Raw genomic sequence first — 22,502 nt, forward strand, 5'->3', positions numbered from 1 at the left:
CGCTTATCCGGTACGACACGTTCGTGCTTACTCGTCAGAAGTCAGGTGACTTTGGCGGGGTTCAGCGATGCGTGGAATTGATGTTTTGGTCGGCGCGCGGGAGCGACGCCTGATAGCGGCGCTCATGGCGATATTGACGGGAGCCACGACCCCAGCCCTGGCCGAAAATCCGCAAGCGATTATCGAAGCGACGGCCGCCCGGGAAGATTTCTATTTTGAAGCGGTGATGGAGACCCTTTCACTCCTCTTCACGGGAGCGGGGGAAGAGAAGAAAGGAGTATGCGTCACCGACTCCTACTTCGGCTCGCCGCTCGGGCAGAGAGTCGTGCTCTACAGTCTGTGGATGCATCGGGACAAGCTTCCCGAGACCGTCGCCATACCGCTGTTCGACGAGATGTGCGCTGAACCGGATGGTGCGACCTCGAAGCCTTCAGCGGCTGAGTGGCGTGCCGCCGCGATGTCCCAGGCATCGACACCGAGCTGGGAAAATGCCGATATGTCGATGGTCCTGTTTGCCGGGATGCGGACCATGTTCACGTTCGCGGCCGTCCAGTTGATGAATCCCGCTCTCGCGCAGTGCGTCGTTGAAAAGTACGACGACGCCTTGGAGGCGAAGATATTAGGTGCCGGCCAAACGCGGCCGCCGCTGCACGCGCTTTATGATGAGATGCGGTCACTCTGCACGCTGTTTCCGAACGGCCCGGCAAGCAAAAACATGGTGATGACGAAAATCCCGGACATTGATGGGGCTGCGCGCGAGCGCCTGTTGACGGTGGCGGAACTCAAGGCGTGCGATCGGTATTCGGGATCGTCGCGGAAGGAATGCGCCGAAGATGCGTTCAAGGCGCGGATGAAAGCGCTCCGATAGGCGAGCGCATCACGGTGGCGCATGGTCTACCCCGAGCAGAAAGCGTTCGTGCTGGCATGGTTCTGGGGGCCGAACGATGACGTGGAGGAGCTTTTCGATACGCTGCTGAGGATGAACCATGCCCGCACCGGCAAGCCCGCCACGCAAGCGTCCATCGATGAGGTGGTCCGGTTGATCGACGCGACCATGATCACGCTGCCCCCGACGGATCTCAACAGCTGGCGCGCACTGCAATGGTGGGACTTGGCGGACACTGTCCAATCATGGCGCCTCATGATGACGGTGTATTGGCCGCAATTGAAGCCGGACATGAAACAGCTTGTTTCGTGGCGCATCGAAAAGCATCGCGATCAGTCATGGATGCACGCGATGATTTGGGAGAGGCAATCTCTATTCGGTTTGTGATGCGTGGAGGGGTGCATGGCAACGAAGGTGTCACGTCGAGCGGCCTTGATCGGAGGTGGGGCGGCTATCGCGGTCTGCGTTCCGGCAGCGAAGGCAATCTCGATGGTTTCTATTGACCATCCGGATTACTTCGCGGTGTCCGGTCACGTAAGCTGGTTCTGCGAGAGGTGGGGGCTGGGATCAATTAGAGGGCACGGACCGAACGGCGAACTCGTGAGGGACTTGATTTTCACCCCGCCGCTGCTGGAAGAGACGGGGCACACCACGACGCGGATGGGAACTCGCGTGGCGTGCATCGCCAAGCCCGTGCCGAAGTGCCATCCTCAAGTTGTCCAGATCCTGAGCATCGACACTGCGCCTGATCCAAGTTGGGAGCAGAGCTATCTCGTCGACATCATCGGGTACGATCTCAGGACCGAGCGCGTTCGGACCATAGCGTCAGAGACAGATGAGATTCGGTGCAAGATCGACGTGCTGCTGGCAGCCGGGATCGAAGAGTTGCCGCTGCCAACGTTCGCTCAGGTGCGCTTGGCCTTCGATATGTGGGGCCGTGTTCATATCAAAGCGATCGAAAAGCACCGTCCGGGGACACGGTGGTATGGCAAGCGACCCATCGCAGATAAATACAGGTCAAGACCGGTTGTGCGCCTGGTCGATCCTGTCGCCACCTAGAAAGCGCGGTGCGCCATGAAGGAAGAGGCTATCCGTCGGCGAGTCGATAAATGGTTTGCGGGCAATGAAGAGAACCCGCAGGATCTGCTCGACAGCTTCCTCGATCGCTTTGACGATCCGGCGAGCCCGCAAGCCCGCGATCGCGAGCAGGATGTCATCCTTGCCATTGATGATGTCATCGAGGAAGCGCCAAGGTCAGCGCTCAATCGCATAAGGGCGGTGAACTGGGCGAAGGCGCAGCGCACGTTGATCGGCGTCAGCGTTCTTCTCTCGGTGCACTGGCCTGATCTCTCGGCTGAAGAACAGAAACTGGCGGAGCACGAAGCGACTGGCTTCGACGATATCTATCACGCGCGTCTACTCGAGATGCGCAGGGAAGCGTTTGGCGTGTAGCGTGAGAGGCGAGACATGCCCCTTGTGATGTCACGGCGCGTCGTGATGAAAGGCGTTGTCACTTGCGGCGCAGTGGCGGTCCTGCCGCAGTCCCACCTCCAAGCGGCGAGTGCGGAAGACCTTCCTGGCCTGTTGCGTATCACGGGACAAGTAAAGTGGTTCGACGCGGCGAAGGGCTATGGATTCATTGTGCCGGATGGCGATCTGGTGAGATCAGACGTGCTGCTGCACCATGTGTGCCTCGAGAACTCCGGGTTTACGGAAGCGCCCGAAGGCGCGCGTGTTATCGCGCACGCCGTGCGGCGCCCAAAAGGTTGGCAGGCATTTTTGATCTTATCGCTTGATGTTAGCACGGCGACGCCAGTGTCGTCGCGGCCTTGCCGTCTGCATCAGCAGCTAAGCGACATCGAGGTCGCGGAATTACAGGCATTCAGCAAGACGCGGCTGAGCTGGAACGGATAAGCCGCGCCCTGCCAATCGGACGTTTGGCATTTGCCGCTCATGCCGGCGGTTGGAGACGCTTCAGGAAAGAGACGGCCTCGGAAGCCTTGGCGGCGGCGGTGAAGATCGCCTTTGGGTCGTCCTTCAGGATTTGCAGCCAGTTGGCGAGGTACTGCGCATGGTCGGGCCGAACGTCCTGGGTAATGCCGAGTTCGGCGCAGAGCATGGCGGAGCCGATTTCTGCGACAAGCTCTTCGGCGGCATAGGCATCGCGCTTGAAACGCGGTTCCAGGTTGCGATGGCAGCGCTTCTCCGCGCCTGTCCAGTGGGTGAGCTCATGCAAGACGACGGCATAGTAGGATTCGTCGCGGGTCATGGTGTCTGTCCCGCAGAACAGGTGCTCGTCCGGCATCTGGATTGTGTCGGTCGACGGGCGGTAGTAGGCACGGTCGCCGCCATGGGCGATCGCCGCTTGCGTGGTCCGAATGAAACGGTCCGCGGCTTCGATGCGTTCGATCGGTCCAAGCGGCTCAGGTTTGTTCGGGTGAGTAAAGCCGTCAACCTCGGCGGCGTTGAAGACGAAGGAGGCGCGCGCGACGCGACGCTTGCCGTCATCGTCATCAGCGTCGGGCGCGGGCTCGACCTCGAATTCCTTGTAGAAGATGACGAGTTCCGACCTGGCGCCTTTGCGAACCTGGGCGCCGAGTTCGGCCCATTGCTTGTAGGTGGCCCATACGGGCGACGTGAAGCCCCGCGCTTCGGCGGCGACCCAGAGATTGACGACATTGATGCCGTTGTAACCGTTCTTCGAGAGTGCGTTCTCGGGCATCCAGAGCGGCGTCGACGAGCGCCGCCATGGCATCTGCGGCTTGCCTGGATCGGCTTCGATGGCGGCGATGAGCCGGTCGGTGATGGTTTGATGGAGATCGCGCTTCGGCGCGCGTGCGGTTTTCGAATTCGTCGTCATACTCAAAGTCCCTCCGGTTGCACCGCCCGAGATGAGCGGTTTCGATGCGAACCGGGGGCGACGGCGGATAAGCGGGCGCGGAACCCGAGCAGGGCGAGGGCGGCCTGCGTGAGCAGAGTCCGTGCGGAGCATTGAAGCGTCAGCGCGCCGGCGCAGAGAGCATCGTGAAGAAACCGCTGCTCCGGGCGGCGGGGAGAGGGCTGTGTTGCCTACGGCGCAGAAAGACCATCGGAACGTGCGATGGAGGGGTCAAAGACCGTTCGGCAGCCCGTGTGGAGGAGGTGAGATGCAAAAGATTTCAAGAAGGACATTGATGCTGGGTGCGGCGGTCGTGGGAGCGGTGGCCTCGGTGGGATTGCCGCGATTGGCGGCGGCAGAAGAGGTTTGCGAGGAGGCGCTTGCCTGGGCTGCGCGGCTCGGCGGTGTGACGCTCAAAGCGGGTGAGCGCCTTGAGTGCGGATGGGTCCGCATGCATTTCGGAAGTTCGGCTTTTCTGGTGTCGGATCAGTTCATGCAGGCGACATTGCCCTGCGCGAACGGTCACGATGTTCTGTCGCCGGGCGGCGCGAGATTGCTACTGGTGACGATGGAAAACGACAGTGGTTGTGGGCACGTGCCTGTACGCGTCGTTGATTTACTCGATCGCGCTCACCCACAGTCAATGCGGAAGCGCCTTGAAGCCGACGTAGAGGCGCGACGCAATGCGCAGTGGCATGAATTCCGGGTCGATGCGGCGGGGGCCGTGCACATCATGCGGTGTCAGGACGACAGGATGTTGGTGTTTTTGGAGTTGCAGCGTTGCGAGGATTTGGCCGATGCGCGAGAGACCATATGGGTCTTGCTCGGCGAAAGCTGGGACGGCGTGAATGTGTTCGAGGTCCGCCGCGGCGCAAATGCGGTCGTCATCCGAAGTTGATTGGTGGAAAGCGCAAGAGTCAAAAGTGAGCCCAGTCAACAATTCGGCCTCAGAGCGAATTTTCGACCCGGGTCCTGACTATTGAATTCGGCAGCAACGAGCAAAAACCTGGTGGCAAAGGCCAGCGCTAGAGGAACAGCTCCATCCGTTTGACGCCGGTGAGCAAATGATACCACCGTCACCGGTCCCGCGATAGCAACTTCCTCCGGTTGCCGTGTAGCCGGCGTCACAGGCGACCGTTCGAGAGTTGCTTACACCTGATGATGAAGAAACGTTGGTACAATCAAGCGAGCCGCCACCAGCGCCAAGGGTTGCCCATGTGCCGTCCCCGCGAAGATAGGTCGTGTTGTTCGCCGTGCCCGTACCTAAACGCGCCGTCGGCACCGTGCCCGATGCAAGGTTCGAGGCATTCAGGGATGTCACGTTCGCTCCGGAGACGGCCGGAAGCGTCGCGGGGAAGCGGGCATCGGGGATTGTGCCCGAGCCCAGATTGGAAGCATTGAGGGCCGTCAGCGCCGTACCGTTACCGGTAATGGACGTGCCAGTGATCGCGCCGGCGTTGGTAATGGCAAAGCCGCCCATGTTGAGCGCCTGCGTGGCGGTGTGGTTGCCGAGGTTGTCGACGGTGCCCGCGAAGCTCACGCCCATGTTGATCCAGTTGGTGCCGTCGCAGAACTGAACGCGCTTATAGGTGGTGTTGTAATACATGTCGGCTTCGACTCCGGCGGGCGTCGTGCAGTCCGCCTTCGCAGCAAGCGGCGATAACATGCTAAGTGCCAGCAGCGCGACCACCGTTAACCGCATCATGGAAGTCGATTTTTTCCCCGTTTTGTCTGCTCTCATATCGTCACCGTTTCTTTGTTTCGTTGGGTACATAACCAGCTTCCCGCCCTATTTCGCGCAGTAGGCAAAACATTCAACGCCGTTCTGCCCTGTGCATGCGCACGCGGTGCTGCCAGATGGCGAAACGTCCAAGTTTCCGGAATTGCCGCTACAGCCGGTCCGAAGATAAGTGGCCGGGCAAGTGGCGGTACATGATTGACTGCTCAGGCCGGTCTTGAAGCATGTTGCCGTCGTGACCGCCAAAGCGCCACTCGCCGGCACGGCCCATGTATTGTCCCCGCGAAGGAACGTTGTGGCACCCGGCGTACCCGTCGCCGAAAGCTTGGCGATGGTCACCGAGTCAGCTGCCAGATCCGCTGCGATGATCGTCCCATCCAGTATTTCCGCCGTCGCCACACCCCCGGTCGCGATGTCCACCGCCGCGATCGTATCCGCCGCGATATCCGCGCTGGTGATCGTACTGTCGAGGATTTCCGATGTCGTCACCGCACCAGCCGCAATTTCCGCCGCCGTGATGGCGTCCGTCGCGATATCCGCCGCAAGGATCGAGTTGTCGGTCAGCGCGCCTGCTGCAATCGTGATCGGCCCGCCGATGGTTACGCCCGACGCATATTCGCTGGCATAGTTCAGGTGCAACATTCCCGCTTCGGTGCCGAGCAGGGCCAGCCGCCGCGTCGTGCCGCTCGCCCCCGCGCCGCCCTGCAGCCAGACGTCATACGTGTTTCCGGCGCCCGCTTGATCGATACGCACCTGGCCAGCGGTGCTGACGGAGATACCTTCCGCGCCTGTATCGCCGTTCAGCCAGTTGGTGCCGAGGACCAGGGTCTGCGTCGCCGTATGGTTGCCGAGGTTGTCGGCACTGGAGGGCAGGCCAGTCAGGCCCGACCCGTTGCCGACGAACGAGGCGGCGGTGATGCTACCGGTCGCGACGACATCACCCGTCGCGCCGATCGTCAGGCGCGTGGTGTTGGCGGTCTGAAAATAAAGCGCGGCGGCGTCCTGCGTGGTGAGGTAAAGACCGCCCGTCCCGCGGGAGACAAGCTTGCTGGTGGCATTCGCGCCTGTCTCGCCGCGGATCAGGCGAAGTCCCCAGTCCGTGTAGGTCGTGTCGCCGATCAGATCGACATAGGCGAATTGGTTGTTGGTGGCGTCCTTGCCGATTTTCGTGAAGGAACTGGCGCCGGGCGTTGAAACATGGACACGGGCAGCAGTGACCACGCTTGCTCCATTAATGGAGTAGCCACCCATATTCAGATCCTGCGTGGCGGTGTGGTTGCCTAGGTTGTCGCCGACGCCTGCCACGACGTTACCCGCAGGTCCCGTGGCTTTGAACAAACGCACGCTTTGTGTGGCGATGTGATCGCCGAGGTTATCGGCCACCCCGCCGCCCGATCCGCCGCCGCCAACCAACGCCGCCGTGAAGTATGTGTAATAGTTTGTTCCCCCCAGCGTCGTACTGCCGGTATTCCAAACATAGGCTTCCAGATAATCCGTGGTGCCGTTCATCGGTACGGTCGCACTGACAAAGCCCATAGCTCCCCCGCTATCGCCTTGCCCTAAATAGTTGACTCCGTTTTTGTAAATATAGGTATAGCACCCCGTAGCACCCGCGCACTGAGCGCCCACGGAAACCACATAGTTACCGGCAACGGTCGGCGTAAATACGCTTGTTGTCGGATTGAAAGCAGAGGCCGTATCGAAAACCTCATTCGATAGAACCATCTTTGTGAAAGCACCGTTGCTCACCGTCTGGGTCGTACCATTTCTGTTGGCAAGGAACGAAACATCCGAACCACCGCCGCTGGCGTTATCCGCCGCGCAGGCCCAGGCCGTCCCGTTCCATTTGGGAACTTGCCCGCTGGAACAGGACAGACCCGCCAGCGTGTCGTTGGGCACGGGCATGTTCTGGTCGCAGACGATGGCCGAGCCGTCGTTGTTCCCGATACACCATTTGCCGGTCTGGATGGTCGCGACCTGCGGGTCGGCTTCGGTGAAGCCCGTGCCCGATGCCACGCGCGCGTCGACGTAAGCCTTGGAGGCCGCGTCCTGCGCCAGCGTCGGATCGAGCAGGTTGGTGATCTTGCCCGACGTCATGTCCAGCGTGCCGCCGACAGACGCGTTGTTCGTCACCGCCAGCGCATTCAGCGTGGAAAGACCCGACGTGCTGAGCGTCGAAAGACTCGTCGCACCCGTGACGCTCAATGTGGTGTCGATGAGGGCGGAATTGATCTGCGCCGCACCCGTCGTTGTCAGTGAGCTTAAGGTCGTACCACCGGTCACGTTCAACGTGCCGCCCACACCCGCGTTCTGCGTCACGCTGGCGGAGTTCAGGGTCGCCAGACCGGACGTAGTAACAGTGGAAAGCGTCGTGTTGCCTGTCACGCCCAGCGTGGAACCGACCGTGGCCCCGCCCGTCGTCGTCAGGTTGTTATTGACCGTCATATCGCCCGACGTGGCCAGCGCGCCATCATCCGCAACTTGCAGGCCTTCGTCGCCGCCGTCGTTGGACAGCCAGAAACCTTTGAGCTGGATATTTTCCGTGGCTTCATGGTTACCGAGATTGTCGGAACCGCCCGAGGGAACCCATATGGATCCGTCGCATCGCACCAGCATGTCGGTGTCCGTGTCGAAGGCGAAGGAATCTTCTTGCGTACACGCCGCGTTCAGCGCGATGCTGTCGCTTTCGAATTTCAGGCCGCCGGTAACATCGAGCGGACCGCTTTTACCCGCGATCGAACCCGTGGTCAGGCCGATGAAATCGCCCAGACCGCTTTGCGCGTCCAACGCGAAGGTCACGTTGCCGCTTTCATCTTTCACTTCGAGGTTGCGGTTGATCTCCGCCGTTTCGGCGTCGCCGGATTTCAGGTTCCACAGACCCCCGGCCAGCGCCGAGGCTTCACCATACGTGTAACCCAGCACGATATCGTCCGTGCCCGGCGTCTTGTCGAGTGCCGCCGCCGACGGATAGGCGTTACACGCCGTTTGGAATTGTCTGTCCGGACCCGCGGAAATCACCGCGATCGCATATCCCGTCGCGCCGTTTTCTCCCGTCAGGTAATTGCCGCCGCCGCAGCCCGCCGTAATCGCACCATGGTCCCAAACACAATACCCGTACCGCGTATCCCACGGATCGTTCATCGCCGCGCCGATCGCAGCAGGAAGATGTCCCCCGCCTGTCGGGGCGCCGGTGGCGGACGCTTCGAAGGGGATCGGTTCGACATAGCCGTCGGCGTCGCAGTCGCCGGAATCGGATTGGGAGGTGGCCGCGATTAGCGCCAGTTTGGCGGAGGCGATCATGTTGTTCTCGGCGACCGTGCGCTTGGTCACCTCGGACATCGATCTGACTGGTCCCTTCATGATCTGCATGGAGGATGCGCCGACGACGCCGACGAGGGCGACGGCCCCGAAGAGCGCGAAGAACACGTTCCCCGATTGCGAGTAGCGAATGGTTTCGATCATGTGGCGCAAGCTCATGCGTATCTCCCTGCCGGAACGGTTTTGGGGGCAGGTGGTATTGAGAGTAGAGAGAGGCGGCCTGCTCCTTGTTGATGGTGCTGTCGGTTAGACAGAAGGTTGTCTGCCTTCGCGGCCGGCATGGAGAGCAGGACGCTGAGGGAATAACGCCCCGGATACGCGTGCGCGATATCGATGCGGGCGTCGATCCGCGCCACCGCATAGGTCAGGGCGGCTGGCATGGAAATCAGAAGATGGGCGAGGGTGCCGCCGGGCCGCGCGACGGCAATCAACGCTTCGAGCGGAGCCACCTTTGTGGCGATATTGGCCGGGCTCAGCGCGAAAATCGGCGGTGATTTGAGGGCGGCTTCAACACAGCGCGCGAAGGGCACCTGAAGGATCGCAGAAATCTCGGTCAGGCGCGCTACAAGGGTGCCCGGTGCGCAGGTCGCCAGCTGCGGATACCGCAAGACTACCGAAACGATCGTTTCCGCCGAAAGGGAGAGCGCGCCAGCAATACCATGAACGTTGCGGATGATGGTTTCAGGATCGGCCGTGAGAATATCCGGATACTTGATAGCCGCGGTGACGATTGCGCCTTTGGGCACGCCGAAGGACCGAGCAAGATCTTCCAACCGGACTTCCATGGTCGCGCGTTTGACGTTGGCAAGGCTCGGACGGGCAACAATGAGGTGCACCGCTGCCTTCAGCTCTAAGCCAAGCAATTCTGCGAGATTCTCGATGCGTTGCAGGGCCGTGTCGGCAGGAACCTCGAGGATCGTCGCCGTTTGGAGAGCTATCTTTTTGAGATCCGATGCAGCGATCGGCAGGGCGTCCGTCAGAGAGTTGAAGCGGTCGATAAGTTTTTCCGGATCGCGCGTGAGAACGTGCGGAGACCGACGCCAGAGCTGACGCGCTTCCGCAGGCGTAAGCCCAAGGCCGTCCGTCAAGCGATCGAGAGTGGCCCGTATGCGCTGCGGCGTGAGCGACAAGAGAGAGGACGCGCGACGGGCAGCGTGGACAATGTCGTTAACGGGAGCATCGAGCCGGGCGGCGATTTCCGCAAGACGATCCTTCAAGGCCGCAGGCGATGTCAGCAATGTTGTGGGGTTGTTCAGGCCGAACGCGACACATTCGGTGCGTGAGAGGTCGAGGACGCCCTGCAACTCCGTAATCCGGTCGGCGATGGTGTGCGGCGCCGCCACAAACAGACCGGGTGACCGGAGCGCGGCGGCGATAACTACCGCGCGATCAGCGCGCAACGCGTCGGCGATCTTGCCAATCCGGACGTCGACAGCTGCCGGAGACTGATAGAAAAGGGCAGGGTTCTTGAGAGCGGCCCGGAGGTAGATATCTGCTGTTAAATCCAGGAGCGCAGATGCTTCCGCGATGTTGTTGGAAAGCGTTTCCGGGAGAAGGCGGAGCAGACGCGGATGGCGGCAAGCGACGCCTGCCAGTACCTCGGGCGATATTGTGGTTCCGGCTAACGAGGTCAGCAGCTCGGCGAGTGTTCGCAAGCGAGCGACGTGCTGAGCAGGCAACGCGTCCAGCAATGGCGTAGTCGATAAAACTTCGTGCAGTCTCCCTCGCCCCCTTTCCCTCGCTCGCCGTGCATAAACGGTCGTTTCTGGGATTACTCTTAATTCTACTATAATTCAAATGAATGAATTATTAATACGCATTCAATCCACGTAAATCATTGAATTGGCATTTCCTAATTTGAGCATGTTTTCCAGCCTTACGTCAAAAACCCTCGCATTCAGAAACGACCGTTTTTGGCTGCGCCGGATCATTATGTTCATGTCCCGAGGATGCTGGGGTTGGGGCGGCTCAACATGAGACCTGGCCGAAGGGTCGGATATGCGCGCGTCTCGACCGATGATCAGAACCTGGATCTCCAGATCAACGCGCTGCGTACGGCGGGTTGCGATGTCATTTTCCGGGACCAGGGATTGTCAGGTCTGGCCATCCGGCGGCCCGGACTCGAAGAGGCGCTATTGTACCTGTCAGCAGGTGACGTTCTCATTGTCTGGCGGCTGGACCGGCTGGGACGCTCTCTCCTCGATCTACTTGGAACCATCGAAAAGCTGCATGTCGGGGAGGTTGGCTTTCGCTCTTTGACGGAGACGATCGATACGACGAACGCCACCGGCCGGCTGATGTTTCAGATCATGGGCGCTCTGGCCGAGTTCGAGCGATCGCTCATCGCGGAGCGGACGAGGGCGGGTTTGAACGCCGCGAAACAGCGCGGGGTGCGCCTTGGACGGCCGAGCTTGGTCAATCCGGAGCAGCTTGAACGGGCTCGAATGCTGTCCAGCCAAGGGACAAAGCAACGAGATATTGCATTGGCGCTCGGGATATCGCCTTCGACGGTGTCCCGCATTCTCTGTGCAAATGGTGAAGGGCCCTAAGGCCGCTTCGTTAGCCTAGGCTCAGGCCTGGATCGCCTGCTGCAGATTGGGGCATGGTTTTCGGAGCCGCCGTCGCGAGATGCGGTTAAGCCGATCCCGATGCCGGGACGCAAGGCCGCGCGCAGCGCGCCCCGAAGGGGTTGCCTTGCGGCCGGTAGGCGGCGCGGTCGGCTACGCATCGGCGCGCGGCAGCGGCTCCGGTGGCCGGCCGGCGGGCATGGTTTTTGGTGAGCCTGTGTGACTATGAAAAGTCATTCGTGAAAGACCGTAGGACTTCCGCGGCTTTGAGCCGATGCGATAATATATCTTATGGGAAATAGACATAATTGATATGTATACGGAATAATGTTATATTGTGAGTATGAACACCATTGATCAAACGCATCCGGAATCAGTCAAGAAACGCCCCATTAGTTTGACGGTCAGAACCGATCTTATCAAGGAAGCGCGGGCCTTGCGGCTGAATACCTCACGCGCCGCTGAAGCAGGCATTGAGGCTGCGGTCAAGAAAGCAAAAGAACAAGCCTGGCTCTCAGAAAACAAGGCGGCCATTGAAGCGTACAACGAGCGTATTGCCCGTTCGGGCACCTTGATCAAACCCATCTGGCTTTTAGACTAATGGCTCGGTTTGACGTCTATCGTATCGAGGGCCTTCCTCACTATGTCGTCGATCTACAGGCGGAGTTGCTTCGCGATCTCAGCACACGTGTAGTCGTTCCGCTGGTAAAAATGGGAGAGATGGAGCGAGAGGTCGCTATGAGACTTCGACCATGCTTAAGGGTCGATGGCGCCGACTGGATTTTGAATACGCCGGAGCTGGCTGTCGTTCCTTGCACAAGGCTCAGTGAACGTGTCGCCAACCTTGAAGATCAGCGCGATGTCATCGTCGACGCGATCGATTTCCTCATGCAGGGGTATTGAATTGCAATGCTTTCTCACGTTGGTGTTGGTCGCGGTTCGACCGGGCCGTCTGTGGCCCGCTTAGCGTGACCAGGCCCACGCTGCCTAACCAATGACCGAGCGATACTCAATTACAAACATCCTGAGCGCAAGCCGTTTGGCTCCCGGGTGCGGGTTGGCTTGATATCTGCTTGCGCATGGGAGGCGGTTGTCACGAACACACGGGCAAAGTCTCTCGCTGATCACAAACGGTAAACTAACTCAATTTCGAGATCGCCGCATGCGAGCTCCGCAGACTGACTGGTATGCTCCGTCCGATTGTCCCCAACTGATTAAAAGGCAGACTCACCGTGGATGGCGCGGGTCCATAGGTTGCGATAGCTGTAGCGAAGCAAATAATTGGGGGCGACTCGCCGTGACCACGACCGCTACGTCGTTGATCTATGATCTCTGCAAACCGCGCCCGGACGTTCTGGCCGGGACGTCGAGCGACTCGGATTTCGCAGCAGACTTGTCCCATGTGATTCGTGGCGGCGGTGGGCCGACCGAGTATTCCGACCCGGTCAAGTTCTTCGCGAATACGTACCCCACTCGGGGGTTGAAGAATTTGTTGGCCAACGTCTGCTCGCGGCTGAGTGGCGGCGGCAGCACCGTCTCAGCGATCTTCCGCCTGGATACATCGTTTGGTGGCGGTAAGACCCATGGCCTCATCGCGCTCGTTCACGCTGCTCGCGGAATGAAGGGTGTTGCGGACCCAGCCGAGGTCATTGAACCTCGTCTCATTCCAAAAGGTGAGGTGCGCATCGCCGCCTTCGACGGCGAGAATGCCGACCCTGCGAACGGACGGCGCATGGGCGAAGGGGTGCTTGCGTTCACGCCTTGGGGCGAAATTGCCTACGCTCTTGCCGGGCGGGAAGGATACGAGCGGCTCCGACGTTCTGATGAAGAGGGCATAGCCCCGGGTGCGGAGACAATCGCTGAATTGTTTGCAGGTCACCCGTCGCTTATTCTGCTGGATGAGCTTTCGATTTACCTGCGCAAGGTCCAGAATAGGCATGGCGCACGCGACCAGTTGACGGCATTCCTCACGTCCCTGTTCAAGGCCGTTGAATCATCAAGCAATGCCGCACTCGTCTATACTCTCGCTATCGGCAAAGACGGAATCGCTGGCGATGCTTACAGCGCAGAAAACCAGTTCATAGCAAATAAGATGGCGGAGGCGGAGAGCGTATCTGCCCGCAAGGCAACGCTTCTAAATCCGACCGAGGACGACGAAACGGTACAAGTGCTCCGTCGCCGCCTCTTTGAACGCATTGACGACCAGAGAGCGGGCGGCGTTGTCGACGCATATCGCCAAATGTGGATCGCTCAGAAGGGCAGTTTGTCACCAGAGGCGTCCAAATCCGAAACAGCCGCAGAGTTCAGTGCCAGCTATCCGCTTCATCCCGACGTCCTAGCAACTTTCACCGGCAAAACTGCGACCCTTGCGAATTTTCAGCGGGTGCGCGGGATGCTGCGCATTCTTGGCCGCACCGTAGCTCGTGTCTGGAGCGAGCGTCCTGGCGATGCGACGGCCATCCATTTGCATCACATCGATCCGGCCTATGAGCCTATCCGCCAGGAGATCGTGACGCGTCTCGGTCAGTCAATCTACGTGCCAGCTCTGCGGAATGACATCGCGGGTGAGCCCAACAAGAAGGCTTTGGCCCAGGAGATCGACGAAGAATCGCATCGCGGGATGCCGCCATACGCAACCTACGTGGCACGAACTGTGTTTGTGCACACACTCGCCTTTAACGACCAGCTCAAAGGGTTGAGCCCGGAGCATCTCCGTTACTCAATTGTAGGGCCGAAAACTGACGTCAGCTTCATTGAAGCGGCTCGCCAGAAATTCATTGGCCAGTCAGCGTACCTGGACGATCGGCCGGGAGCGCCGCTGCGTTTTTTGGCCGAGGCCAACCTCACTCAGATCATTCGGCGGCAAGAGCAATATATTGATCCTGGCGAACTGCGTGTTGACCTCAACGACCGCATCAAAAAGATATTTGAAGGTCAGGTCTTTGATGCTGTGGCGTTTCCCGGCGGTCCTTGGGATATGCCTGACGAGATTGGAAGTGGGCGGCCATTCCTTGCCGTTATGTCGTACGACGGCTGCAATGTCGGCGCGACGGTCGATACAGTGCCGGAGTTGATCACCCGCACTTTCGAGCGCAAAGGTGCCGATGGCGGCAGTCTTCGCGCGCTTCGCAACAACCTCGTCTTCGTTTTGGCCGACGACGGTCGTATCGACGAGATGAAACAAAAAACAGCACGCCGTCTAGCGCTGCGTGAGTTGGTTAAGCCGGAACGGCTCAAGGAGCTCGCCGATCACCAGCAGGCAAAGGTTCGCGAGGAAGAGACCAAATCTGAATCGCATGTCGCGATTGCTATTCAGCAATGCTACCGACACGTTTTCTACCCATCTCGAACGCGCGTGCCGGGAGCCACTGTCGATCTCGCGCATAGTGCGCTCGATATCCATTCAGCTTCCGAGAAACCTGGTGCCGGCCAACAGCAAGTCGTTCGAGCACTTCGAGAGCTGCGCAAGCTCAGAACATCAGAGGACGAGCCCGACGCACCTACATACGTGCGCGACCGCACGCCCTTGAAGAAAGGACAGATCACGACAGCGGCGCTGCGTGAGGAGTTCCGTCGTGATCCTTCGTTGCCGATGCTGGTTGGTGATGGCGTCTTCTTGAAAGGCATCAACCGGGGCGTTGAGCAAGGTGAGTACGTCTATCGGCGCGGTGAGTTACTTTACGGCAAGGGCGATCCGCTGACGACGATCAGCATTGACGAGCAGTCCTTTGTTTTCACGATGGCCTACGCTACCGAACGCAACATTTGGCCCCGTCCAGCGGCTAAGTCACCAGGGCTAGCTGCGGACGATCCGGGCTCAACGATTACGGGGCCAGGCCCTGGTGCCGGGCCAACATCGTCCGGTGGTGGTTTTTCTGAAGCCCCGGCAGGTGGCAGAACCATTCCTGGAGGTCCGGAGCCTGCCGCCAAGACGGGTGTAGTGTCATTCACGTTTGAGGGATTGCTTCGCGAGGCGCTGCTGCGGATTTGGGAGCAGGCCCGCGCCGCCAAGGTCGCCAAGATCAAGTCGCTGACGATACGGATGTTCGATGCGGGCGACGCTTTCAGACTATTGGGTTCTGTCACGGCATTGCGGGAGGCTGACCAAAAATTGGCGATCTTTGAGGGTGGCTATGAGACGACCGGCGGCAGCTCTTTCATGTTAGAATTCAAGGGAACGCCAGCCGATGCCCAGCCTCTCAGAGATTTCCTCGAGCCGCAGCTCAGGGCGGCGAAGGAGAAGACCGTGCAGGCTCGTTTCGAGCTGACGTTTGGCGAAGGATTGTCGATGGCTGGTGATGATGCAGAGAAGTTCACCGACCAGATTTCGAAGTATGCAAGCGGCGCGGCGTATGTTGCCGCCTCGGCGGAGGCCCAGTCATGAGCGCACGAATTCAAAGGTTCAAGTCAGTGGAGCCTCAGCAGTCAGCCCCGGCCTATGAGATTAGAACGCGAAGGCATGGACCAAGCGACACCGAGATCGAGGTCTGGCAGCTCCCTTCTCGCGCCTCGCCGCATATCAAGTCACCAACGCGGGTAGCAGGTCTACGCGGGCGCAACTTGGCACTCGTAGAGCATCGCGTATTGCGCCGCCTGACGCAGGCGGGCGTGAAGTTCACTGGCCGCGAGGGACAGCGCAAGGAAGGTCATCGCGTCAACGAGGATTTGGCGCTGATGCTCGGACTTCTATTCCGAACGCTGGCGCCGATGCGCAGCCGTGAAAATATGCGAGCAATTGCTGAAGGTATCGAGGCCATGGGCCGCGAAGAAGCGGCCTACTGGCTTGGCATGGCCATGCATCGCAAAAACCCGCGCCGCGTATTGACCGCGCTCCGCTATCTCCTCACAGATCCCAAGCGCGGTTAAGACCAAACATGACCGACACACGATTGATTGAGCGCTGGCTGCCAATTGCCGCGCTAGGCGAGGAGAGTGTGCGCGAACGGCGCTCGATGACGGCGCTGCCGCCAACGTACTATCTGCATGTATGGTGGGCGCGTCGACCACTTGTAGCCTCACGCGCAGCTGTACTAGCTTCTGTGCTTCCTGCGAATGCCGACCGAAACAAATTCATGCATGCTATCGGCATACACGGTGACCCTGTCGCAGCGAAAAAGCGAATCGCTATTGCAGATCGTAACGGCGAACGACTCGGTGCTAGCGCCTACGGATACCCCCGGGCGTTTCAGTGGCTTCCAGACAAAACTGATCGTGAATGGTTTTCCAAGAATGGCGTAAGTCCGAGCGTTGTTGTAGTTGATCCAACAGCTGGTGGCGGTAGTATCCCATTTGAAGCTGCGCGTCTTGGCGTGTCCGTTGTCGGCAACGATCTCAACCCAGTTGCCGCACTGATTCAAAAAGCGACGATAGCCTACCCGCTTGAACACGGAATGGCGGTGCGCGCAGAATTTAAGCGCATCGGTAAGATATTTGCTCAAGACGTCCGCAAACGTTTGGCTCAAGCATTCCCTGAAGAGCCAGGTGATGGATGTCGACCCGACGGATATCTGTGGGTTAGAACGATCCATTGCCCTTACTGTGAGGGAGTAACGCCACTTGCGCCGAATTGGCGACTTGCACCGGATGGCACGGGCGTCAAAGTAAGGACGCACATCGGCAAGGGCCCGGGGAGTTCGGGAAGGCATTGCTCATATGAACTAGTAGCGAAAGTGGTCGACCAATCTCCAGGTACTGTTGCCGACGGGGACGGGACATGCGCGTTCCCTGATTGCGGACGCGTGATCGATAGTGCCGAGATAAAGCGGCAAGCTCAGAACGGAAACATGGGTGAGCAACTTTACGCTGTCGTTTTTAAGCAGCGTGTGCAACGACGCCTCAAGTCTGGCAAGTTAGGTAAGGACAAATGGATCCGCGGCTACCGAGCAGCAACGCCGGCAGATGACAACGCGGACCAGGTTCAAAAACTATTAGACGGCAAGATGCCGGAATGGCTAGCGAATGACGTAGTGCCGTCAGAACCCTTTCCTGAACAAACGAATGACGACAGACCTATTCAGTATGGGATGCCTCTATGGCGTGACATGTTTTCACCTAGGCAATTGCTTGGGCACGGAACGGCGGTGGAAGCGTTTCAACGATTGTTGAACAGCGAAAAGAAGGATGGAGGGCTTAATCCTATTACTCAAGCCGCGTTCGTCTACTTGTCTCTGAGTTTGGACAAATTGCGGGACTACAATTCCAGAATGACGCGTTGGCATTCCAAACGCGAGACCGTTGTAAACACATTTGACCGACACGATTTCGCATTTAAGTGGTCATACGCAGAAATGGCCCCTGTTGTTGACGGCCTTGGGTTCGATTGGATCGTTGAGCAAACCGATAAATGCATCAAGGAGCTGGTTGAGCTGCTACGTCCAGACGCAGCAGTAAAAGATGACCTAGTTACAAGGGTTCAAGCACCATTTGTTCCCTCTTCAGTCTTGATCACATGCAAGCCTGGTGAAAGCTTGGTGAATTTGCGTGATGGGACGGCTGACATTGTCGTTATGGATCCGCCATATTACGACAACGTTATGTACGCGGAGCTGTCCGACTTTTTTTATGTATGGTTGAAGCGCACCGCAGGTCTTGTTCTGCCCGAGCTATTTACTCGGCGATTGACAGACAAATACAATGAAGCGGTAGCTAATCCAGCTAAGTTTACCGGTCAAAAGGGAGCAAAGGCTCTTGCCGGACGCGACTACCAAGAGCGGATGGCTCGCATCTTTCAAGAGTGCAAGCGCGTTCTAAAGCCGAATGGTCTAATGACGCTCATGTTTACTCACAAGGCAACAGGAGCCTGGGATGCGTTAACGACCGGATTGATGCAGGCGGGGTTCTCTATTTCTGCTTCTTGGCCGATAAATACTGAATCAGAGAGCAGCCTTCACATCAAGAATAAGTCCGCGGCGAATAGTACGATTTTCCTGGTGTGCCGACCGCGAGACTCGATCCATGTCGATGCTGCCGCCGACTACTGGGAGGACGTTGAACCGCTAGTTGCCAAGGCCGTCAGGAAGAGGGTTGAGGAATTTCAAGAAGCCGGCATTGGCGGCGTTGATCTTTATTTGGCTTGCTTTGGTCCCGCGCTAGAGGAATTTTCTCGACACTGGCCGTTGAAGCGTGGAACGCCGCGTGCAAAGCCTGAAGTAGTGCGCCGTCGCCGACAAGCAGAGCTGTTTGAGGAGGAGTGGGACCCCTACGCGGTCACACCCGAAGACGCGCTTGATGCTGCACGCCGTGAGGTGAAGAACTGGCGGCTCGAACAGCTGACCCATTTGAAGGCGAATACGGAAGTCGATCCGCTGACGGCTTGGTTTGTCCTGGCGTGGGACGCATTCAAGGCGCCGGTCTTTCCGTATGACGAAGCCTTGCGGCTTGCTCGCGCTGTAGGCGTGGATCTCGACAGTCAAGTTGTCGGTGTTCTTGCCGAGAAAAATGGGAGCGATTTGATCTTGTGGGACAGTGCGGTGCGAGCGGCGAAAGGATCACTCGGGTCGCCGGACGGCTCACGCGCCATGATCGACACCGTCCATCACGCCGCTCACATCGGCCGTACGCGAACCCTGCAAGCTGCCAAAGAGATGCTTGCGAAAGCAGGCGTCGACCGGGAGCCTGCTTTCTTTTCGGCACTAGAAGCTGTCTTGGAAGTTCTGCCGGTTTCGAAGGCCTTCAGTGGCATTGAGCTGGAAGGTGATGTTGCATCCGCCGGCAGTGATTTCGAAGCCTTGGAGAATTTGCGCAAGCTGGCGTTCTCGAAGCAAGTTGACCAACCGAAGCAGCTCGACCTCTGGAAGGATGCAGCGTCGGCATGAGCATCCTCCAGGACCAGACCTGGCGCCTTAAGTACACGCCGGATCATGGCGATCTGGTGAAGTCCCTTTACATTCCCGCACTTTCGAGCGCTGTGCGCTACGACCGGTTGACCGGATACTTTCGGGCGTCGGCGCTTGCCCTCGCAGCGCGAGGCGTCGAGCGGCTTGTTGCCCGTGGCGGGCGCATGCGAATGGTCGTGGGTTGTACTCTGGCACCGCCTGAGATCGCTGCTATCGAAAATGGTGAGAGCATCCGCGCGCAGGTCGAGAAGAACCTGATCGCGCACCCGCTTGCTCCTCCGGACTTCGAAGCCGCACAGGCACTTGAACTTGTTGCCTGGATGGTGACGGAGCGATTTCTCGAAATCAAGGTGGCCGTGCCATGCAACAGCTCGCGACGGCCTATTCCCGCCGACGGCATCTTTCATGAAAAATCGGGGATCATCGAGGACAAGACCGGCGATCGGATTGCATTCAATGGCAGCTTGAACGAGACCGAGGCCGGATGGACCCGCAATTGGGAAAGTCTGAACGTCTTCACGTCCTGGCGCGATAAGGACCGCGTTAACGAGGAGGACGAGAACTTTGCTCGTATCTGGGCCGATAAGGCCAAGCATGTGATCACACTCGATGTGCCTACCGCCGTCCAGGCTGACCTGATGCGCTTCATGCCTGATTCCGACGGCCCTGCCCGGATGAAGAAGACCGAAGCAGAAGCGCAAGAACCAGCAAGTTCGATTATGATCGGACATCCCGAGGTCGGACCGACACCGGTCCCCGCGGATGAGCTACGCAAGCGCGTTTGGGCATTTGTCGCCGCCGCCCCGAACCACCCGAACGGCGGTGATCGCGTCGGCGAAGCGACAGCAGCTATCGCACCATGGCCGCACCAAGTCCGTGCTTTTCACCGGATGTACGACAATTGGCCGCCGAAACTCTTGATTGCCGATGAGGTCGGTCTCGGCAAGACAATCCAGGCCGGGCTTTTGCTCCGCCAAGCATGGCTGGCTGGAAAAGCTAAGCGAATTCTCATCATGGCGCCCAAGAACGTCTGTCGCCAATGGCAGATCGAGCTTCGGGAAAAGTTCAATTTGAACTGGCCGATTTACGATGGGCAGAAACTCAACTGGTATCCGTCGCCGGTCATGCGCGGGCAGCACGAGCGGTCTGTTGGACGAGATGTTTGGCACAAGGAGCCCATCGTTATCGCGTCGAGTCATCTGCTGCGCCGGGGCGATCGCCAGCGTGAGTTGCTGGAAGCCGCAGAACCCTGGGATTTGATTGTTCTCGATGAAGCGCATCATGCCCGGCGCAGGGGTGCTGGGACCGCAGCAGAGAGTGGCCCAAATGCGCTGCTGCGCTTGATGCGACGGCTTGTCGATCGTACGCAGGGTTTAGTCCTACTGACGGCGACGCCGATGCAAGTCCATCCGGTTGAAATTTATGATCTTCTGGCATTGCTGGGCCTGCCGCCAGAATGGACTGAACAGGGCTTCCTCCAGTTCTTCAATCAACTCGTGGATGACTCACCAAGCCACGAAGCATTCGACCGTCTGGCCGCGATGTTCCGCTCTATCGAAAATGCCTATGGCAAAGTCCACACAGAAGATCTTGAAAAAGACGGCGTGACGAGCAGCCTTCGAGGAAAGCGCATCTTGGCTGCGTTGAGAGACGAAGCAAGTATACCGCGACGGCAACTCGAAACCGCCGACAGAAAGGCCGCACTGTCGTTGATGCGGCGACACACTCCTGTTCAACGATTGATTTCGCGACATACGCGTGAGCTTCTCCGCAAGTATTTCAAGGCGGGAAAGCTCTCGACACCGATTGCCGATCGCGTCGTCGAAGACCAGTTCATCCACTTGAGCCTGGCCGAACGCGCCGTCTATGATGGGGTCGAAGACTATATTTCCTCGACCTACAATCAGGCTTCAATGCAAGAGCGGAACGCTGTCGGCTTCGTAATGACAATCTATCGTCGCCGGCTGGCAAGCAGCTTCTTTGCACTTGGTCAAACACTTCAGGGACACCTTGATGCCGTCGAAGGAACGTCGCGCCCCGGGCAACAGGTTGAGTTGTTCGACGATCTCGATGATGACGAGCGAGCAGATCGCGATGCCGATGATGTGGAGAAGCTAGAGCAGGAAGCACTAGCAATTGAGGAAGCGGGCGACATCAAAGCGTTGCTGGATCAAATCCGATCTCTGCCTGTTGATACAAAGCTTACTGCCTTGCGTTCGGCCATCGAAGAACTTCAAGCCGAAGGCTATCAGCAGGTAATGGTGTTCACTCAGTTCACGGACACCATGGATTTCATTCGTGATCAACTTTTCAAAACCGGCGGCCACAAGCTGATGTGCTTTTCTGGCCGGGGAGGCGAAGTGCCCGGAGCGGATAATTCGTGGCGAACCATCAGTCGCGACGATGCGAAGAAAAGATTTCGCGACAAGCAAGCCGACATTCTTCTTTGCACAGACGCCGCCGCTGAAGGGTTGAACTTCCAGTTCTGCGGTTCGCTGATCAATTATGATATGCCATGGAATCCTATGCGGGTGGAACAGCGCATCGGCCGTATCGACAGGCTCGGACAAAAGTTTCCTGAAATCAGAATCATAAATCTGCACTACGCTGATACCGTGGAGGCGGATATTTACTGCGCACTTCGCGAGCGCATTGGTCTCTTCGAGACCGTTGTTGGTCGCCTTCAACCAATCTTGGCGCGGCTGCCTTCGATCTTGTCGGATTCTGTCCTGAATGGCCGTACAAAACCGAAGGAGCAACGAGAAGCGATTGTCTCTGGCGTAGAAGCCGAAGCCAATCAGTTCGAACAGACGGGGTTTGATCTGGATGCCGTCACCGACCCGGAGCTGCTGGAGCCGGAGCGCATTGCGCCGCCGATGACATTGGATGATTTGGAGGGCGTTATCACTCGATCTGAGCTTCTTCCGGCAGGCATCGAAGCTTCGGCACTAGGACGTCGCGAATATCGATTCCGTCAGCCTGGCATGGGACGCGACGTGCGGGTAACTACAGATCCGAGCTACTATGATCAAAACGCCGACAGCGTGGAACTGTGGTCTCCTGGCAATCCGGCCTTCCCCGATGTAAACGCGATGCTCAATTCAAACTTGACGAGTGATGTGTTGACGTTGGCACAGCTACTGCAAACCAAACGAGAACCATAACAATTGTAACGCTTGTGCACGGATAAGAAGGAGCGCCTTCGCCAGTTCTGGGTCCATCTCAACTGAAGCTGATATCCGCTATCGGACGAACAACGTTAGCAAAGATCGCCGCCAAG

At 58.6% G+C, this 22,502-nt stretch carries 17 protein-coding genes; 13 read left to right on the top strand and 4 right to left on the bottom strand.

Annotated elements, in window-relative coordinates:
• Nucleotides 1-67: 67 nt before the first annotated feature.
• Genes VHO05_RS01435 through VHO05_RS01455 form a run of 5 tightly spaced genes read left to right on the top strand, consistent with a single transcriptional unit; the run spans nt 68 to nt 2,800 of the window.
• Nucleotides 68-868 (top strand): hypothetical protein, encoded by an 801-nt coding sequence (locus tag VHO05_RS01435; RefSeq protein ID WP_329644829.1) that lies wholly within the window; start codon nt 68-70, stop codon nt 866-868.
• Nucleotides 869-889: 21 nt separating this feature from the next.
• Nucleotides 890-1,273 carry a hypothetical protein gene (locus VHO05_RS01440; protein ID WP_329644830.1) on the top strand — a complete coding sequence of 128 codons (384 nt, stop codon included), beginning with the start codon at nt 890-892 and terminating at the stop codon, nt 1,271-1,273.
• A 15-nt stretch (nt 1,274-1,288) separates the two neighbouring features.
• Nucleotides 1,289-1,945, top strand: a complete 657-nt coding sequence (locus tag VHO05_RS01445) for a hypothetical protein (protein ID WP_329644831.1) — start codon at nt 1,289-1,291, stop codon at nt 1,943-1,945.
• A 15-nt stretch (nt 1,946-1,960) separates the two neighbouring features.
• Nucleotides 1,961-2,338 carry a hypothetical protein gene (locus VHO05_RS01450; protein WP_329644832.1) on the top strand — a complete coding sequence of 126 codons (378 nt, stop codon included), beginning with the start codon at nt 1,961-1,963 and terminating at the stop codon, nt 2,336-2,338.
• 15 nt (nt 2,339-2,353) lie between these two features.
• Entirely contained in the window at nt 2,354-2,800 is a 447-nt protein-coding gene (locus tag VHO05_RS01455) for a cold shock domain-containing protein (protein WP_329644833.1), read from the top strand.
• 37 nt (nt 2,801-2,837) lie between these two features.
• Here the strand turns inward: VHO05_RS01455 and VHO05_RS01460 are convergent, their stop codons facing one another.
• Nucleotides 2,838-3,746 (bottom strand): ArdC family protein, encoded by a 909-nt coding sequence (locus VHO05_RS01460; protein ID WP_329644834.1) that lies wholly within the window; start codon nt 3,744-3,746, stop codon nt 2,838-2,840.
• A 286-nt stretch (nt 3,747-4,032) separates the two neighbouring features.
• Between VHO05_RS01460 and VHO05_RS01465 the strand changes: the two genes are divergently transcribed.
• Complete coding sequence (locus VHO05_RS01465; protein ID WP_329644835.1) at nt 4,033-4,662, top strand: hypothetical protein; 630 nt, start codon at nt 4,033-4,035, stop codon at nt 4,660-4,662.
• A gap of 78 nt (nt 4,663-4,740) precedes the next feature.
• Here VHO05_RS01465 and VHO05_RS01470 read toward each other — a convergent pair whose 3' ends face one another.
• From VHO05_RS01470 to VHO05_RS01480, 3 genes are all read right to left on the bottom strand, one after another.
• Nucleotides 4,741-5,469 (bottom strand): hypothetical protein, encoded by a 729-nt coding sequence (locus VHO05_RS01470; protein ID WP_329644836.1) that lies wholly within the window; start codon nt 5,467-5,469, stop codon nt 4,741-4,743.
• An 84-nt stretch (nt 5,470-5,553) separates the two neighbouring features.
• On the bottom strand, nt 5,554-8,979 hold the full coding sequence (locus VHO05_RS01475) for a hypothetical protein (RefSeq protein WP_329644837.1): 3,426 nt from the start codon (nt 8,977-8,979) through the stop codon (nt 5,554-5,556).
• On the bottom strand, nt 8,976-10,511 hold the full coding sequence (locus VHO05_RS01480; protein ID WP_329644838.1) for a hypothetical protein: 1,536 nt from the start codon (nt 10,509-10,511) through the stop codon (nt 8,976-8,978). Before VHO05_RS01480 ends, VHO05_RS01475 begins: the two co-directional genes overlap by 4 nt.
• A 282-nt stretch (nt 10,512-10,793) precedes the next feature.
• On the opposite strand from VHO05_RS01480, the gene VHO05_RS01485 reads away from it, so the two are divergent.
• From VHO05_RS01485 to VHO05_RS01515, 7 genes are all read left to right on the top strand, one after another.
• Nucleotides 10,794-11,369 (top strand): recombinase family protein, encoded by a 576-nt coding sequence (locus VHO05_RS01485; RefSeq protein ID WP_329644839.1) that lies wholly within the window; start codon nt 10,794-10,796, stop codon nt 11,367-11,369.
• A 361-nt stretch (nt 11,370-11,730) separates the two neighbouring features.
• The gene (locus VHO05_RS01490; protein ID WP_329644840.1) at nt 11,731-11,988 is read left to right on the top strand and encodes a type II toxin-antitoxin system CcdA family antitoxin; all 258 of its coding nucleotides are present in this window, start codon (nt 11,731-11,733) and stop codon (nt 11,986-11,988) included.
• Nucleotides 11,988-12,290, top strand: a complete 303-nt coding sequence (locus tag VHO05_RS01495; RefSeq protein ID WP_329644841.1) for a CcdB family protein — start codon at nt 11,988-11,990, stop codon at nt 12,288-12,290. The genes VHO05_RS01490 and VHO05_RS01495 overlap by 1 nt, the downstream gene beginning before the upstream one ends.
• A 394-nt stretch (nt 12,291-12,684) precedes the next feature.
• On the top strand, nt 12,685-15,771 hold the full coding sequence (locus tag VHO05_RS01500) for an ATP-binding protein (protein WP_329644842.1): 3,087 nt from the start codon (nt 12,685-12,687) through the stop codon (nt 15,769-15,771).
• Entirely contained in the window at nt 15,768-16,253 is a 486-nt protein-coding gene (locus VHO05_RS20285; RefSeq protein WP_422653715.1) for a DUF7680 family protein, read from the top strand. Before VHO05_RS01500 ends, VHO05_RS20285 begins: the two co-directional genes overlap by 4 nt.
• 8 nt (nt 16,254-16,261) lie before the next feature.
• Nucleotides 16,262-19,201 (top strand): DUF1156 domain-containing protein, encoded by a 2,940-nt coding sequence (locus tag VHO05_RS01510; protein WP_329644844.1) that lies wholly within the window; start codon nt 16,262-16,264, stop codon nt 19,199-19,201.
• On the top strand, nt 19,198-22,386 hold the full coding sequence (locus VHO05_RS01515; RefSeq protein WP_329644845.1) for an SNF2-related protein: 3,189 nt from the start codon (nt 19,198-19,200) through the stop codon (nt 22,384-22,386). The genes VHO05_RS01510 and VHO05_RS01515 overlap by 4 nt, the downstream gene beginning before the upstream one ends.
• The last annotated feature ends 116 nt before the right edge of the window (nt 22,387-22,502 follow it).

Source organism: Hyphomicrobium sp. (assembly GCF_036262015.1).
In the GTDB taxonomy this organism is placed as follows: domain Bacteria; phylum Pseudomonadota; class Alphaproteobacteria; order Rhizobiales; family Hyphomicrobiaceae; genus Hyphomicrobium_C.

Bases quoted from the DNA above. Each gene is read 5' to 3' on its own strand.
- VHO05_RS01435 (WP_329644829.1), top strand. From the start codon at position 68: ATGCGTGGAATTGATGTTTTGGTCGGCGCGCGGGAGCGACGCCTGATA.
- VHO05_RS01440 (WP_329644830.1), top strand. From the start codon at position 890: ATGGTCTACCCCGAGCAGAAAGCGTTCGTGCTGGCATGGTTCTGGGGG.
- VHO05_RS01445 (WP_329644831.1), top strand. From the start codon at position 1,289: ATGGCAACGAAGGTGTCACGTCGAGCGGCCTTGATCGGAGGTGGGGCG.
- VHO05_RS01450 (WP_329644832.1), top strand. From the start codon at position 1,961: ATGAAGGAAGAGGCTATCCGTCGGCGAGTCGATAAATGGTTTGCGGGC.
- VHO05_RS01455 (WP_329644833.1), top strand. From the start codon at position 2,354: ATGCCCCTTGTGATGTCACGGCGCGTCGTGATGAAAGGCGTTGTCACT.
- VHO05_RS01460 (WP_329644834.1), bottom strand. From the start codon at position 3,746: ATGACGACGAATTCGAAAACCGCACGCGCGCCGAAGCGCGATCTCCAT.
- VHO05_RS01465 (WP_329644835.1), top strand. From the start codon at position 4,033: ATGCAAAAGATTTCAAGAAGGACATTGATGCTGGGTGCGGCGGTCGTG.
- VHO05_RS01470 (WP_329644836.1), bottom strand. From the start codon at position 5,469: ATGATGCGGTTAACGGTGGTCGCGCTGCTGGCACTTAGCATGTTATCG.
- VHO05_RS01475 (WP_329644837.1), bottom strand. From the start codon at position 8,979: ATGAGCTTGCGCCACATGATCGAAACCATTCGCTACTCGCAATCGGGG.
- VHO05_RS01485 (WP_329644839.1), top strand. From the start codon at position 10,794: ATGAGACCTGGCCGAAGGGTCGGATATGCGCGCGTCTCGACCGATGAT.
- VHO05_RS01490 (WP_329644840.1), top strand. From the start codon at position 11,731: ATGAACACCATTGATCAAACGCATCCGGAATCAGTCAAGAAACGCCCC.
- VHO05_RS01495 (WP_329644841.1), top strand. From the start codon at position 11,988: ATGGCTCGGTTTGACGTCTATCGTATCGAGGGCCTTCCTCACTATGTC.
- VHO05_RS20285 (WP_422653715.1), top strand. From the start codon at position 15,768: ATGAGCGCACGAATTCAAAGGTTCAAGTCAGTGGAGCCTCAGCAGTCA.
- VHO05_RS01510 (WP_329644844.1), top strand. From the start codon at position 16,262: ATGACCGACACACGATTGATTGAGCGCTGGCTGCCAATTGCCGCGCTA.
- VHO05_RS01515 (WP_329644845.1), top strand. From the start codon at position 19,198: ATGAGCATCCTCCAGGACCAGACCTGGCGCCTTAAGTACACGCCGGAT.